14 protein-coding genes are annotated in these 14881 nt (G+C 67.7%); 12 read left to right on the top strand and 2 right to left on the bottom strand.

From position 1 onward, the window contains the following. The first annotated feature begins 6 nt into the window (after positions 1–6). The 11 genes from gloA to AAF184_03785 are packed head-to-tail and all read left to right on the top strand — an operon-like array spanning position 7 to position 11208. Positions 7–447, top strand: a complete 441-nt coding sequence (gloA, locus tag AAF184_03835) for a lactoylglutathione lyase (GenBank protein MEO0421441.1) — start codon at positions 7–9, stop codon at positions 445–447. 16 nt (positions 448–463) lie between these two features. After that, the gene (locus tag AAF184_03830; protein MEO0421440.1) at positions 464–1255 is read left to right on the top strand and encodes an enoyl-CoA hydratase-related protein; all 792 of its coding nucleotides are present in this window, start codon (positions 464–466) and stop codon (positions 1253–1255) included. Further along, positions 1243–3273 carry an acetyl-CoA carboxylase biotin carboxylase subunit gene (locus AAF184_03825; protein ID MEO0421439.1) on the top strand — a complete coding sequence of 677 codons (2031 nt, stop codon included), beginning with the start codon at positions 1243–1245 and terminating at the stop codon, positions 3271–3273. Before AAF184_03830 ends, AAF184_03825 begins: the two co-directional genes overlap by 13 nt. Then, on the top strand, positions 3270–4211 hold the full coding sequence (locus AAF184_03820) for a hydroxymethylglutaryl-CoA lyase (GenBank protein ID MEO0421438.1): 942 nt from the start codon (positions 3270–3272) through the stop codon (positions 4209–4211). The genes AAF184_03825 and AAF184_03820 overlap by 4 nt, the downstream gene beginning before the upstream one ends. 57 nt (positions 4212–4268) lie before the next feature. Next, positions 4269–5036 carry an SDR family NAD(P)-dependent oxidoreductase gene (locus AAF184_03815; GenBank protein MEO0421437.1) on the top strand — a complete coding sequence of 256 codons (768 nt, stop codon included), beginning with the start codon at positions 4269–4271 and terminating at the stop codon, positions 5034–5036. Between the two features lie 40 nt (positions 5037–5076). Continuing rightward, the gene (locus tag AAF184_03810) at positions 5077–5826 is read left to right on the top strand and encodes an electron transfer flavoprotein subunit beta/FixA family protein (GenBank protein MEO0421436.1); all 750 of its coding nucleotides are present in this window, start codon (positions 5077–5079) and stop codon (positions 5824–5826) included. Beyond that, positions 5826–6776 (top strand): electron transfer flavoprotein subunit alpha/FixB family protein, encoded by a 951-nt coding sequence (locus AAF184_03805; GenBank protein ID MEO0421435.1) that lies wholly within the window; start codon positions 5826–5828, stop codon positions 6774–6776. The genes AAF184_03810 and AAF184_03805 overlap by 1 nt, the downstream gene beginning before the upstream one ends. A 28-nt stretch (positions 6777–6804) precedes the next feature. Next, positions 6805–7512 (top strand): CoA transferase subunit A, encoded by a 708-nt coding sequence (locus AAF184_03800; protein MEO0421434.1) that lies wholly within the window; start codon positions 6805–6807, stop codon positions 7510–7512. A gap of 4 nt (positions 7513–7516) precedes the next feature. Continuing rightward, entirely contained in the window at positions 7517–8161 is a 645-nt protein-coding gene (locus tag AAF184_03795; GenBank protein ID MEO0421433.1) for a CoA transferase subunit B, read from the top strand. A 20-nt stretch (positions 8162–8181) separates the two neighbouring features. Beyond that, complete coding sequence (gene zapE / locus AAF184_03790; GenBank protein ID MEO0421432.1) at positions 8182–9297, top strand: cell division protein ZapE; 1116 nt, start codon at positions 8182–8184, stop codon at positions 9295–9297. Positions 9298–9303: 6 nt separating this feature from the next. Continuing rightward, entirely contained in the window at positions 9304–11208 is a 1905-nt protein-coding gene (locus tag AAF184_03785; GenBank protein MEO0421431.1) for an ATP-binding cassette domain-containing protein, read from the top strand. A gap of 13 nt (positions 11209–11221) precedes the next feature. Here AAF184_03785 and AAF184_03780 read toward each other — a convergent pair whose 3' ends face one another. Next, on the bottom strand, positions 11222–12253 hold the full coding sequence (locus AAF184_03780) for a hypothetical protein (protein ID MEO0421430.1): 1032 nt from the start codon (positions 12251–12253) through the stop codon (positions 11222–11224). A gap of 424 nt (positions 12254–12677) precedes the next feature. Between AAF184_03780 and AAF184_03775 the strand changes: the two genes are divergently transcribed. Next, positions 12678–14333, top strand: a complete 1656-nt coding sequence (locus tag AAF184_03775) for an electron transfer flavoprotein-ubiquinone oxidoreductase (protein MEO0421429.1) — start codon at positions 12678–12680, stop codon at positions 14331–14333. A gap of 5 nt (positions 14334–14338) precedes the next feature. Here the strand turns inward: AAF184_03775 and AAF184_03770 are convergent, their stop codons facing one another. Then, the gene (locus AAF184_03770) at positions 14339–14839 is read right to left on the bottom strand and encodes a histidine phosphatase family protein (GenBank protein ID MEO0421428.1); all 501 of its coding nucleotides are present in this window, start codon (positions 14837–14839) and stop codon (positions 14339–14341) included. Positions 14840–14881 lie beyond the last annotated feature (42 nt).

Genomic DNA, 14881 nt, shown 5'->3' with positions numbered 1-14881 from the left:
AAGCTCATGCAATACCTGCACACCATGCTGCGCGTCGCCGACCTCGACGCGGCTCTCGACTTCTTCTGCGAGAAGCTAGGCCTGGAGCTGATCAGCAAGCGCGACTACGAGAAGGGCCGCTTCACGCTGGTCTTTCTCGCCGCCCCCGAAGACGCGGCCGCCGCGCGCGAGCGCAAGGCGCCCATGGTGGAGCTGACCCACAACTGGGATCCCGAGGAGTACACGGGCGGGCGCAACTTCGGCCACCTCGCCTACCGCGTCGACGACATCTACGCCCTGTGCCAGAAGCTCATGGACGCAGGCGTCACCATCAACCGCCCGCCGCGCGACGGCCACATGGCCTTCGTGCGCAGCCCCGACGGCATCTCCATCGAACTGCTGCAGAAGGGCGACTCCCTGGCGCCGCAGGAGCCTTGGGCCAGCATGGAGAACACGGGCACCTGGTAGGGCCCGATACCGATCGATGAGCGACTCACCCCTCCAGATCACCCGTGAAGACGGCATCGTCACCGTGGCCCTCGACCGGCCCCGGGTGCACAACGCCTTCGACGAGCACACGATCGCCGCCCTATCGGCAACCTTCGCCTCCCTGGCGGACGACGCTGACGCGCGGGTGATCGTGCTGCGCGGGAACGGTCGCTCCTTCTCCGCCGGCGGCGACGCCAACTGGATGAAGCGCATGGCCGCGGCGGATGCGCGGGCCAACCGCGACGACGCCCTCGCCCTGGCGCAGATGCTGCGACGCCTGACGGGCTTGCCCCAGCCGGTGGTGGCCCGCGTGCACGGCTACGCCTACGGCGGTGCCGTCGGCCTCGCGAGCGCCTGCGACATCGTCCTCGCCGCAGACGACGCGCGCTTCGCCCTCAGCGAGGTGCGCCTCGGGCTCGTGCCCGCCGTGATCTCGCCCTTCGTGGTCGAGGCAATCGGCGCGCGCCAGGCCCATCGCTACTTCCTCACGGGCGAGTCCTTCGACGCCGCCACCGCGCAGCGCATCGGCCTCGTCCACGAAGTGGTGCCCGCACCGGTACTCGATGCGCGCCTGGAACAGATCCTGCGCGAACTCGCCCAGGCCGGCCCCGCCGCCCAGCGCGAAGCCAAGACCCTGATCAACACGCTCGTTAGCGGCGATCACGCCGATGCTGGCGAGACGGACGCCTACACCGCCGACCTCATCGCCCGCGTGCGCGACAGCGCCGAGGGGCGCGAGGGCATCGGCGCCTTCCTCGACAAACGGACACCCGCGTGGCGAAGCTGACCAAACTCCTGATCGCAAACCGCGGCGAGATCGCTTGCCGCATCATGCGCACCTGCCGCGAGCTCGGCGTGGCGAGCGTGGCCGTGTACTCCACCGCGGACGCTAACGCCCGCCACGTGCGCGAGGCCGACGAGGCCTGGCCCATCGGCAACGCACCGGCCAGCGAGAGCTACCTGAACATCGATGCCCTGCTCGAGGCCGCCGCCCTCTCGGGCGCCGACGCCGTGCACCCGGGCTACGGCTTCCTGTCCGAGAACGCCACCTTCGCGCAACGGGTGCGCGAGGCGGGGCTGCACTTCGTGGGCCCCGGCGCCGACGCCATCGAACTCATGGGTTCCAAGGCCGCCTCCCGCGCCCGGATGCGCGACGCGGGCGTGCCGGTGCTGCCCGGCTACGACGGCGACGACCAATCCGACGAACGCCTGCGCGCTGAAGCGGAAGCCATCGGCTACCCGGTGCTGATCAAGGCCAGCGCGGGCGGCGGCGGTAAGGGCATGCGCGTGGCGCGCTCGAGCGATGAGTTCGTCGCCACCGCCGCCGGCGCACGTCGCGAAGCGATGAGCGCCTTCGGCGACGATCGCCTGATCGTCGAGCGCTACCTGGAACGCCCGCGGCACATCGAAGTACAGGTGATCGGCGATGCCCACGGCAACGTGCTGCACCTTTACGAACGCGAGTGTTCGGTCCAGCGCCGGCACCAGAAGATCATCGAAGAGACGCCGTCCCCTTACTGTGACGACGAGCTGCGCAGCGCCATCACGGCCGCCGCCGTGGAAGCCGCGCGCACCGTCGCCTACGAGAACGCGGGCACCGTCGAGTTCATCGTGGACGATCAGCGCCGCTTCTACTTCATGGAGATGAACACCCGCCTGCAGGTGGAACACCCGGTCACGGAGATGATCACGGGCGTGGACCTGGTGGCCTGGCAGCTGGCCGTCGCGGCGGGCGAGGCCCTGCCCGTCAGCCAGGATGAGATCAGCACCCAGGGCCACGCGATCGAGTGTCGCCTCTACGCCGAACGCCCGGAGCAGGACTTCCTGCCGGCCACGGGCACGATCGAGGCGCTGGTGTTCCCCAACCCCGAGACCACCCCCGGTCTGCGCATCGACTCGGGCGTGGAGACGGGCGACGCCGTGAGCATCCACTACGATCCGATGATCGCGAAGCTCATCTGCCACGGTGAGGACCGCGCGCAGGCCCTGCATCGCATGCGCCAAACCCTCGGCGAAACGACCGTCGTCGGCGTGGGCAACAACGTGCCCCTGCTCGGCGAGCTCCTCGGCCACCCTGCCTTCGACGCGGGCGACGTCGACACGACCTTCGTCGATCGCGAGCTAGCCGCTCTCGTCGCCGGTGCTGGGCGGATCAGTCCCGCGCACCTGCTGGCGGCGGCCGCCGCGCTCACCTTGCCGCGCCGATTGATCGGCGACACTGAGGAAGCGGCCAGCCCCTGGCTGCGCGACGACCACTGGCGCGCCGCGGGCGTCGACGTGCGTCGCCTGCGCCTCACGGCCCACTCGGGGCAAGCGTTCCTCCTCGAGGTGAGCGACCGGCGCCCAGCCCTGGAGATCCTCGTGCGCGAAGAGGACACGGACGCCGCGCCGGAACGCTACACCGTGCGCACGCGTGGCGAGCCGAGCGCCGGCCCCTTCGCCCTTGCCGTCGGCGAGAACGCCTTCGGCGCCGTCCAGGTCACCCGCTACGGCGAGCGCTTACTGGTCCGCGCCGACGGCCGCCTGCAGGAACTCGACGTTACCTCCGCCTACCCAGTCGCCCGTGCAGCCGCTGACGAGGACAGCAACCCGACGGCGCCGATGCCCGGCACGGTGGTCGCGTTGGAGGTCAGCGAAGGGGATGAGGTCGCCGAAGGCGCCGCCCTGCTCACCCTCGAAGGCATGAAGATGGAATTCACCGTACGCGCCCGCAAGGCCGGTCGTGTGGAAGCCGTGCACTGCGCCGTCGGCGACATGGTCGATGCCGAAGTGCCCCTGGTCACCCTGCAGCAGGACGACTCATGATGCGATCAGGCGACTTCATGGGCGAGCTGCCCAAGCGGGTGAAGATGGTGGAAGTGGGTCCGCGCGACGGCTTGCAAAACGAGCCCAACCCCGTGCCCACGGAACTCAAGATCGAGTTCATCAACCGCCTCTCCCAGTCGGGCTTGCGCACCATCGAGACGACGAGTTTCGTTAGCCCCCGCTGGGTGCCGCAGATGGCGGACGCCACCGAGGTGTTCAGCACCATCGAGCGTAACCCGGACATCTACTACCCCGTGCTCGTGCCGAACGTGACGGGGCTCAAGCGCGCCATCGACGTGGGCGTGCGCGAAGTGGCCGTCTTCACCGCGGCCTCGGACACTTTCAACTGCCGCAACACCAACGTCACCATCGAGGAATCGCTGGAACGCTTCGCGCCGGTGATGGAGCTCGCGGCAGAACACGAGCTGCGCGTGCGCGGCTACGTCTCCTGCGCCCTCGGCTGCCCCTACGAGGGGGACATCGCGCCGAGCAAGGTCGCTGCCGTGGCCCGCGAACTGTCGGAGCTCGGCTGCTACGAGATCTCCCTGGGCGACACGATCGGCATCGGCACCCCGGCCGCCGCCCAGCGCATGGTGGAAGCGGTGATGACGGAGGTACCGGTGGAGCGCCTGGCGGTGCACTTCCACGACACGCGCGGCCAGGCCCTGGCCAACGTCATGGCCTGCCTGCAGCTCGGCGTGGCCACGGTGGATTCCTCCGTCGCCGCCCTCGGCGGCTGCCCCTACGCCAACGGCGCCCGCGGCAACGTGGCCAGCGAGGACCTGCTCTACATGCTGCAGGGCCTCGGCATCGAGACCGGCGTGGACCTCGAGCGCCTGATCGACGCCAGCCTGTTCATCAGCGACGCCCTCGGCCGCCCGCCGAGCAGCCGCCTCGGCCAGCTGCGCCTCGAAGAGCGCGGCGAACCCGTACACTAACGCCTCGCCGCCGCCCGCCCCACGCGGGCGACGGCGGTGACACGAAGGGAGAAACACATGGATATCTCGCGCAGTCGCGCCGTCATCTCGGGCGGCGCCTCCGGCCTTGGCGCCGCCGTCGCCCGCCGGGTGATCGCCGAGGGGGGCCACGCCGCCCTGCTCGACATCGACGAGGCGCGCGGCCAGGCCTTCGCTGCCGAACTCGGCGAGCGCGCCCTATTCGTGCGCACGGACGCGGCCGACGAGACCAGCGTGGAAGCCGCCGTGGACGCGGCCCGCGAGGCCTTCGGCGGCGTGGACCTCGCCGTGAGCTGCGCGGGCGTGCTCGGCGCCGGCCGCGTGCTCGGCCGCGAAGCACCGATGCCCGCCGAGCAGTTCGCGCGCACCATCACCATCAACCTGGTGGGCACGTTCCTGCTCGGCCGCACGGCCGCGGACGTCATGCAGCACAACGAGCCCAACGAGCACGGCGAGCGCGGCGTGATCGTCAACACCGCCTCCGTCGCCGCCTACGACGGGCAGATCGGCCAGGTGGCCTACGCGGCCTCCAAGGGCGGCGTGGTCGGCCTCACGCTCCCGATGGCCCGCGAGCTCTCACGCATCGGCGTACGTGTGATGACCATCGCCCCTGGCATCTTCATGACGCCGATGATGGAGGTGGTGAAGGAGGAGTTCCGCGAGTCCCTGGCGCAGCAGGTGCCCTTCCCCTCGCGCCTCGGCGATCCGGCGGAGTTCGCCGACATGGTCGCCACCATCGTGGGCAACAGCTACCTGAACGGCGAGACCATCCGTCTGGACGGCGCCATCCGCATGCAGCCGAAGTAACGCGGCGCGCGGACCCCAAACAACCTAAGAGGATGATGAGTTGAAAATCCTGGTAACCGTCAAGCGCGTGATCGACTACAACGTGCGCGTGCAGGTGAGGCGCGACGGCTCCGGCGTGGAGACCGACGGCGTGAAGATGAGCGTCAACCCCTTCGACGAGATCGCCGTGGAAGAGGCCCTGCGCCTGCGCGAGGCCGGCGTGGCGAGCGAGGTGGTGGTCGCTTCCATCGGCTCCGCCGACTGCCAGCAGCAGCTGCGCACGGCGCTGGCCATGGGTGCGGACCGCGCCATCCTGGTCCGCGCTGACGACGTCGATATGCAGCCGCTCTACGCCGCGCGCACCCTGCTCAAGCTGGTGGAGAAGGAGGCCCCGGGCCTCGTGATCACCGGCAAGCAGGCGATCGATGACGACTGCAACCAGACCGGCCAGATGCTCGCCGCCCTCTGGGGCCGCCCCCAGGCCACCTTCGCCTCGGAGCTGAAGGTGGACGGCGACAGCGCCACCACCGTGCGCGAAGTCGACGCGGGCCTGGAGACCATCCGCGTTCAGCTACCGGCGGTGATCACCACGGACCTGCGCCTGAACGAGCCGCGCTTCGTGAAGATGCCGGACATCATGAAGGCCAAGCGCAAGCCCCTGGAGGAGATCGCCCTCGCCGATCTCGCCGTGGAAGCGCCGCCGGGGCTCGAGGCCCTCACCTACGCGCCGCCCCCGCAGCGCAGCCGCGGTGAGATGTTGGAAGACGTGCCCGCCCTCGTGTCGGCCCTGAAGTCCCGAGGAGTCCTCTGATGAGCATGAAGGTCCTGCTCCTTGCCGAACACGACGGCAACACCTTGAACCCCTCCACCGCCCGCGCCCTGGCCTGCGCCAACGGCCTCGGCGGTGAGGTGCACGTGGTGGTCTTCGCCGCCAGCGCGGGCGATGTGGCTAACGCTGCCGCTCAGCTGGAAGGCGTGGCGAAGGTGCTTACCGTCGAGCGCACCGAAAACGGTGCGCCCCTGGCCGCCGTCCTGGCGCCGCAGATCGCGGCGCTCGCCGACGGCTACGACGCCGTGCTCGCCCCGTCCACCACCTTCGGCAAGGACGTGCTGCCGCGCGCCGCCGCCCTGCTGGGCGCACCGCAGGTGAGCGACATCATGGAGGTGGTGGATGCGGGTGCCCGCACCTTCCGCCGGCCCATGTACGCGGGCAACGCCATCGTCGACGTGAAGGTGCCCGAGGGCGTGAAGATCATCGGCACCGTGCGCACCGCCTCCTTCCAGGGGGCGGCGGATGGCACCAGCGCGGCGCCCATCGAAGCGGTCAGCGTCGCGGCAGAACTGCCGAGCCACTCCGAGTACGTCGGCCTTGCCAGCCAGGAGAGCGAGCGCCCGGATCTGCAGTCCGCGCCGCGCGTGGTCTCCGGCGGTCGCGGCGTCGGCAGCGAGGAGAACTTCAAGGTGATCTTCTCCCTGGCCGATAAGCTGGGCGCCGCCGTCGGCGCCTCGCGTGCCGCCGTGGACGCGGGCTACGTCCCCAACGACATGCAGGTGGGGCAGACCGGCAAGATCATCGCGCCGGACCTCTACCTCGCCATCGGCATCTCCGGCGCCATCCAGCACGTTACGGGCATCAAGGACGCAGGTATCATCGTCGCCATCAACAAGGATCCGGAGGCGCCGATCTTCGAGATCGCCGACTACGGCTTGGTGGGCGACCTGTTCAAGCTGCTGCCGGAACTCGAAGAAGCGATCGGCTAGCACGGGCAGTCATCACTAGGGAGCGGGGATGAACAACAAGATCTTCAGCGACGCCACGGCAGCCCTCGAGGGCCTCCTGCGCGACGACATGACGCTGATGGCGGGGGGCTTCGGCCTCTGCGGCATCCCCGAGCACCTGATCGCGGCCCTGCGCGACTCCGGCGCCAAGGGCCTCACGGTGATCAGCAACAACGCCGGCGTCGACGACTTCGGCCTTGGGCTCCTGCTGCAGACCCGCCAGATTCAGAAGATGGTCTCCTCCTACGTGGGCGAGAACAAAACCTTCGAAAAGCAGTTCCTGAGCGGCGAGCTGGAGCTCGAGTTCAACCCCCAGGGCACGCTAGCCGAGCGCATCCGCGCCGGCGGCGCCGGGATCCCCGGCTTCTACACCCGCACGGGCGTCGGCACCAAGATCGCCGAGGGCAAGGAGCTGAAGGACTTCGACGGCGTGACCTACGTGCTCGAGACCGGCCTCACCGCCGACGTCGCCCTGGTGAAGGCCTGGAAGGGCGATGCGGAAGGCAACCTCGTCTACCGCAAGACCGCGCGCAACTTCAATCCGATGATGGCCACCGCCGGCCGCGTCACCGTGGCTGAGGTGGAGGAACTGGTGGAAGTGGGCGAACTCGATCCCGACCAGATTCACACGCCCGGCATCTTCGTCGACCGCCTGATCCGCGGCGAGCACTACGAGAAACGCATCGAACAGCGCACCGTGCGCGAAGCGGGAGCCTAACGCCATGCCCTGGTCCAGAAACGACATCGCTCGCCGCGCCGCCGGTGAACTGCGCGACGGCTACTACGTGAACCTCGGCATCGGCATGCCTACGCTGGTCGCCAACTACATCCCCGAAGGCATGACCGTGACGCTGCAGAGCGAGAACGGCATGCTCGGCATGGGCCCCTTCCCCCTGGAGGAAGAGGTGGATGCGGACCTCATCAACGCCGGCAAGCAGACGATCACGGAGCTTAAGCAGACCAGCTACTTCTCCTCCGCCGACAGCTTCGCCATGATCCGCGGCGGCCACATCGACCTCTCGATCCTGGGCGCCATGCAGGTGGCCGCCAACGGTGACCTCGCCAACTGGATGATCCCCGGCAAGATGGTGAAGGGCATGGGCGGTGCCATGGATCTGGTCGCCGGCGTGAAGAAGGTGGTGGTGATCATGGAGCACACGGCGCGCGACGGCTCGCCCAAGATCCTGCCGGAGTGCACCCTGCCGCTGACCGGCGTTGGGGTGGTCGATGAGATCATCACCGACCTCGGCGTGATGAGCATCGGCGAGGACGGCCTCACCCTGGTGGAGCTGGCCCCGGAAGTGACCGTCGATCAGGTACGCGCTGCCACGGCGGCGGACTTCCGCGTCGCCGACGGGCTCGCCTGACCCCTGAACGCTGAGCGCCGATGGAGCTGAAGCGACGCTATCAGCAGCTGGTCGAGAGCGGCGAGGCGATCGCCGATCCCGCGCAGGCGCAAGCCGTCGAGGCGCTCAGCGATCTCACCCGACGCCTGCTCGAACGTGAGCAGGCCCCCGCCACCGGCCCTTCCGTTCGGCGTGCTTTCCGAGCGCTGTTAGGTCGCAGCACCGACACTCCCTCGGGGCCTGTGAAGGGGCTTTACCTCTGGGGCGGTGTCGGTCGCGGCAAGACCTGGCTGATGGATCTCTTCTACGAGTGCCTGCCGCTCGAGCAGCGCTACCGCGCGCACTTCCATCGCTTCATGTACGAAGTCCACAACACGCTCGCCACCCTGCAGGACACACGCGACCCGCTCAAGCATGTGGCGGATCAGTTCGCCGAGCGTGCCCGGGTGCTGTGCTTCGACGAACTGTTCGTCTCCGACATCACCGACGCCATGCTCCTGGGCACCCTGTTCGGCGAGCTCTTCGAGCGCGGCGTCACGCTGATCGCCACCTCCAATGTACCGCCATCAGGCTTGTACGCTAACGGCCTGCAGCGGGCGCGGTTCCTGCCCGCCATCGCATTGCTCGAGGAGCACACGCAAGTGCTCAACCTCGACGGCGGCACCGACTACCGCCTGCGCCTGCTCGAGCGTGCGGAGATCTACCACCATCCGCTGGACGATCAGGCCGAGCAGAACATCAACCGCTACTTCGACTCCTTCTGCACGGACGGCCAATGCCACGCCGGCCCCCTGCACATCGAAGGCCGCTCGATCGAGGTGCGGCGAGCAGCGGAAGGCGTGGTGTGGTTCGACTTCTACGCCATCTGCGACGGGCCTCGTGGCCAGGTCGACTACATCCAGATCGCCCAGGAGTTTCATACGGTGATGGTGTCCGGCGTGCCGGTGCTCACCGGGTTGCTGGAGAACCAGGCGCGACGGTTCATCGCGTTGGTGGATGAGTTCTACGATCGCAACGTGAAGTTGATCCTCTCCGCGGCGGCGCCGCTCGAGGAGTTGTATGTGGGCGAGCGACTCACCTTTGAGTTCGAGCGTACGCGCAGTCGCCTGCTGGAGATGCAGAGCACAGAATACCTGGCGCAGGCCCACCTGCCGTGAGCACGCATGCTATCGCTCACTAACATCGCCGTCCGCCGCGGGCGTGAAGTCCTGATCTCCAACGCCACGCTCCAGGCCCACGCCGGCCAACGCCTCGGCGTGATCGGCGCCAACGGTTGCGGCAAGTCGTCCCTCTTCGCCATGTTCCTCGGCGAACTCGAAGCCGACGACGGCACCCTCTCCATCGACCCGAAGGACGTCATCGCCCACGTCGCCCAGGAGAGCCCGCACGGCCCAGCGCCTGCCGTCGAGTACGTCATGGACGGCGACAGCGAGCTGCGCGAGGTGCAATCCGCCATCGCTCGCGGCGAGGCCGCAGGCAAGACCGACCTGCACGATCTCTACGAACGCATGGAACTCATCGACGGGTACACCGCCGAATCACGCGCCTCCCGCCTGCTGCACGGCCTGGGTTTCGCGCCGGAGGAGTACCGCAAGCCCGTGGAGGCCTTCTCCGGCGGTTGGCGCATGCGCCTAAATCTCGCCCGCGCGCTCATGTGTCGCTCCGACATCCTGCTCCTCGATGAGCCCACCAACCACTTAGACCTGCCAGCGATCCTCTGGCTCGAGCGCTGGCTAAGGGCCTACGAAGGCGTGCTGCTGGTGATCTCCCATGACCGGGATTTCCTCGACGCCGTCTGCACCCGCATCGCCCACATCGAGCACCGCGCACTCCACCAGTACACGGGCAACTACAGCGAGTTCGAGAAGATCCGCGCCGAGCAACTGGCCCTGCAGCAAGCCATGCACGTGAAGCAGCAGAAACAGGTGAAGCACCTGCAGAGCTTCGTCGACCGTTTCCGCTACAAGGCCTCGAAGGCGAAGCAGGCCCAAAGCCGCTTGAAGATGATCGAGCGCATGGAGCAAATCGCCCCCGCGCACGTGGACTCGCAGTTCAGCTTTCGCTTCGCCGATCCGGTCAAACAACCCCAGCATCTGCTGAGCTTGCGCGACGCCGCGGTGGGCTACGGCGAAACCACCGTTCTCGGCGGCGTGAACGTGACCCTCGCCGCGGGCGATCGTATCGGACTCCTCGGCGTGAACGGCGCCGGCAAGTCGACGCTGGTCAAGGCGCTCTCCACGGGCAGCACCCTGCTCACGGGCGAGCGGACCCTGGCCAAGGACACCCGCGTCGGCTACTTCGCCCAACACCAACTCGAACTCTTGGACCCCGCGCAAAGCCCGATCGAACTCCTGCGGCGGGTGGCGCCCGATGACCGCGAGCAGGACCATCGCAACTTCCTCGGTCGCTTCGCCTTCAACGGCGAGCGCATCTTCGAACCGGTCGCGCCGTTTTCCGGCGGCGAGAAGGCCCGCCTGGTGCTGGCCTTGCTGATTCGCCAAGGACCCAACCTGCTGTTGCTCGATGAGCCCACCAACCATCTCGACCTGGAGATGCGCCAGGCGCTCAGCATCGCCCTCATGGAGTACGCGGGCGCCGTGGTGGTGATCTCCCACGATCGCCATCTGCTGCGCAGCGCTTGCGATGAGCTGCTCATCGTGCACGACGGCACGGTGGATCGCTTCGCGGAGAGCCTCGATGAGTACCCGAACTGGCTCAAGGAGCGGGAGACGGAAGACGGGGCGAAGCCGGAAGCAGACGCATCATCTGCCCGCACACCTAACAAAAAGCAGCAGCGACAAGCGCAGGCAGAAGCGCGCAAGCGCCTCAAGCCGCTCCTCGACCGGGTGAAGCGCATCGAGAAGGAGCTCAGCAAACACCGCGAGACGCTGGCGGGTATCGAGTCACAGCTGGCCGACGCCGACCTCTACGCCGATGGCGGACGTAAGGACGAGCTGAAGCGACTGCTGAAGGACCAGGGCGAACACAAGACCCTGATCGAGACGCAGGAGTGGGAGTGGCTGGAGGCGAGCGAGGCGCTCGAAGCGGCGTCGGCGGGTGAGCCTTAGTCCCGGGGCATCTTCAGAGGAACTCCGCATCGCCCTCTTCGGTGATCTCCTCGTCCTCCGCCTCGTCCGGCGCCTCGGGAGCTCTCGGCCCCCGCACGCGCAGCTCCCCTACGCTCAGCTCGGCGCGAAGGCTCACGGTCGGTGCGCTATCGGGCACGACGGCGTCCTGCGCGTCCTCGTCGATGAGGTTCTCGCCCACCCACACGCTGGTGTCCGCCACGTCGAGGCGGGCCTGGTCCGGCGCATCGACGCCCAGTTCCCCGATGTAAGACTTGATCGCCACCTCACCGTCGATCACCCAGGCGCCGCCGAGGTCGACCTGGGCACTGCCGATGGACTGCTTCACGCGCGTGGACTGCGCTGACGCATTGCCCAACTGGCGGATGGCGAACTCGCCGACGCCCTTGTCCACCTCGAGGCGTCGGAGCGGCCACTGGGTGGGGACGCTGAAGCTCAAGCTGTGCGAGCCCGTGCGCGTCTCGAGCTCGACGTTGCGCAGCCAAAGGCCACCGAGCTCCGCCTCGAGCAAACCGATCCCCCACTCGCCTTCGAGATCGAAGAGCAAGTCCGGGGGCAGCGTGATGGTCAGTTCGTTCTGAGGCTGGTTGCCCGCGCCGCTCACGAGCAGGCCCATCGTGCCGCCCTTGGCGCGGAAGGTGACGCTGTACTCCCACGCGCCACCGGCGTCCTCGAAGCGCTCTTCGAGGCGGAAGGCGTCGGGTTCGTAGGTGCCCGTGATGCGCACGCCCTCGCCGGGCTCACCCGGCAGAATCGTGAAGTCGCCGTACTCGAGGTCGAGGCGGATAGTGCCGATGCGATCAGCCTCGGGAGCGTCTTCCAGCGCTTGCATCACCTCGAGCGGGTTGGCGCTCAACTCGCCGTCGCGACGAAAGGCCCTGAGCTCCGGCAGGGCTGGAAGCGAGCGGCCGCCCTGCACGGATTCGACCACCGGTTCGCGCGACGCTCGCTGCCATTGCGACAACCCGACGAGACCCACCAGTGCCAGGCTCGCGAGCACGATGCCAAAGCGGCCGAATCGAAACATCCCTGACTCCCTGCCTGCTATTCGCACGGTCGTGCGATCCCCGGATACTGCATTGGACGGCCCGCACACGCCACCCAGGGCCGAACGCGGCGTCGCCTCGTACTGAGATTCGAAGGCCCGCCCATTGGTTGCACGGCTGGCTCATCGGGGTGCCGCTCTGAGGGTTCGCCGGAATGGGGCTCGTGCCCACCTGCAGCGGGGCGATCAGATACAATCAGCCCGGCGAGATGTCGCCCGCGCGAGGCAACGGCGCGAACGTCGCCGGGTCGAGCACAATCGCGACATCGTGCAATCGAGCACCTGATAGGCAACCCCTGGATACACCGAGAGTAGAACGAACCCGTGAGATACCGTGCGTCCGATGTCCGCCGCAACCTCCGCCAAACGCCACCGGTCACCCATCGCGGCACCAAGGTGAAACGTCATGGCTGATGTAGAACGCGAGACGATGGAGTTCGACGTGGTCATCGTCGGCGGCGGCCCCTCAGGTCTCGCCGCGGCCTGTCGCATCCGCCAGCTGTGCCAGGAGAAGGGCGCAGACCTCAGCGTGTGCCTGGTGGAGAAGGGTTCGGAGATCGGCGCCCACATCCTGTCCGGCGCCGTGCTGGAAACCCGCGCGCTGGACGAGCTGTTCCCCGACGCAGCCGAGAACGGCGCGCCCCTCGGCAGTGAAGTGAACGGCGATGAGTTCTGGATGCTGCGCGACGACGCCAGGTCCATGCGCGTGCCGGACATGTTCATCCCGCCGCCGATGCACAACGCCGGCAACCGCATCGTCAGCATGGGCAAGCTGTGCCGTTGGCTGGCGGAGCAGGCCGAGGCGATGGAGGTCAACGTCTTTCCTGGGTTCCCCGCCGCCGATGTGATCGTGGAGAACGGTCGCGTGGTGGGCATCGTCACCCAGGACATGGGCGTGGGCCGCGACGGTGAGGCGAAGGATGCCTTCGAGCCGGGCTACGAGCTGCGCGCGAAGTACACCATCTTCGCCGAAGGCTGCCACGGCCACCTCGGCAAGCGCCTCATGCAACAGTTCGACCTTCGCGACGGCGTCGACCCGCAGCACTACGGCATCGGCCTGAAGGAAGTCTGGCGCATCGATCCTGAGAAGCACCGCGAGGGCCTGGTCGTGCACACGCTCGGCTGGCCCCTCGACAGCCACACGGAAGGCGGTGGCTTCCTCTACCACGCCGAGAACAACCAGGTGTTTCTCGGCATGATCGTCGCCCTCAACTACCGCAACCCGCACCTCAGCCCCTTCGACGAGTTCCAGCGCTGGAAGCAACACCCGCGGATCCGCGAGACCCTCGAAGGCGGTGAGCGCGCCTCCTACGGCGCCCGGGCCGTGAACAAGGGCGGCCTCCAATCGTTGCCGAAGCTCGTGTTCCCGGGCGGCATGCTGGTGGGCTGCGATGCTGGCTTTCTGAACGGCGTGAAGATCAAGGGCAATCACACTGCCATGAAGACGGGCATGCTCGCGGCCGAAGCGGTCTGCGAGGCACTCTTCGCCGGTGATGAGGGTGGCCAGACGCTGGAGACGTACCCGCAGGCCGTCGACGCCTCCTGGGTCCACCAGGAGCTGCACCAGGGCCGCAACTTCGGCCCGGCCCAGCACAAGCTAGGACTATGGTTAGGCGCCGCCTTCACCTGGATCGATCAGGCGATCTTCCGCGGCCGCCTGCCCTTCACCCTGCGCAACACGACACCGGACCACGACTCCCTCGTGCCCGCGGCGCAGGCACCGAAGATCGACTACCCCAAGCCCGACGGCGTGATCAGCTTCGACAAGCTCTCCTCCGTGTTCCTCTCGAGCACCAACCACGAGGAGGATCAGCCGGTACATCTGCAGCTTGGCGACCCGTCCCTGCCGATCGCGGTGAACCTGCCGACCTTTGATGAACCGGCCCAGCGCTATTGCCCGGCCGGCGTGTACGAGGTGGTGCAGGAGGATGGCGCTCAAGCGCTGCGCATCAACGCGCAGAACTGCGTGCACTGCAAGACATGTGACATCAAGGATCCGCAGCAGAACATCAACTGGGTGACGCCGGAGGGCGGCGGCGGGCCGAACTACTCGAACATGTAGTCGCTTCAGGTCGGCTTACGCGACTTCGGATAATCAAATCGCGCGAGCTGTCCGCTGCCCCATTCCACGCGCTTCCACGTAAGTGCATCGAACGCGATCGAGGCGTAACCGGCCGTGGGCACGTTGTCGATATCGGCAGTGGCCAATGCATTGACCGTGTCGGTGAGGCCGGGATTGTGACCGATGAGGAGTACGCGTGCGTCCTCGTCGGCCAGGCGCTTGATCACGCCGAGCCAGTCTTGCGGATCCCCCGGATAGAGGGATTCGACCACGTCGATGCGATCCGGCGCGCAGTCCAGCTCGGACGCCAGCAGGTAAGCCGTGTCGCGAGCCCGTCGCGCTGGGCTGCAATACAAGCGATCGGGAACGCACCCTCGCGCCAACAGGCGGGCGCCCATCTCAGGCGCACTGCGCTTGCCCCTCGCGTTGAGAGGGCGGTCGATGTCGTCCAGCTCAGGATCGTCCCAGCAAGACTTGGCGTGACGGAAGATGATCAGCTCGCGCATAGCGCAGCTAGCGTAAGGGATCGACAACGAGCTGACCACCGA

The organism is Pseudomonadota bacterium (assembly GCA_039815145.1).
Lineage (GTDB): Bacteria > Pseudomonadota > Gammaproteobacteria > Steroidobacterales > JBCBZW01 > JBCBZW01.
Note: the sequence above shows the minus strand (reverse complement) of the source record. Positions and strands in the feature narration are given on the sequence as shown.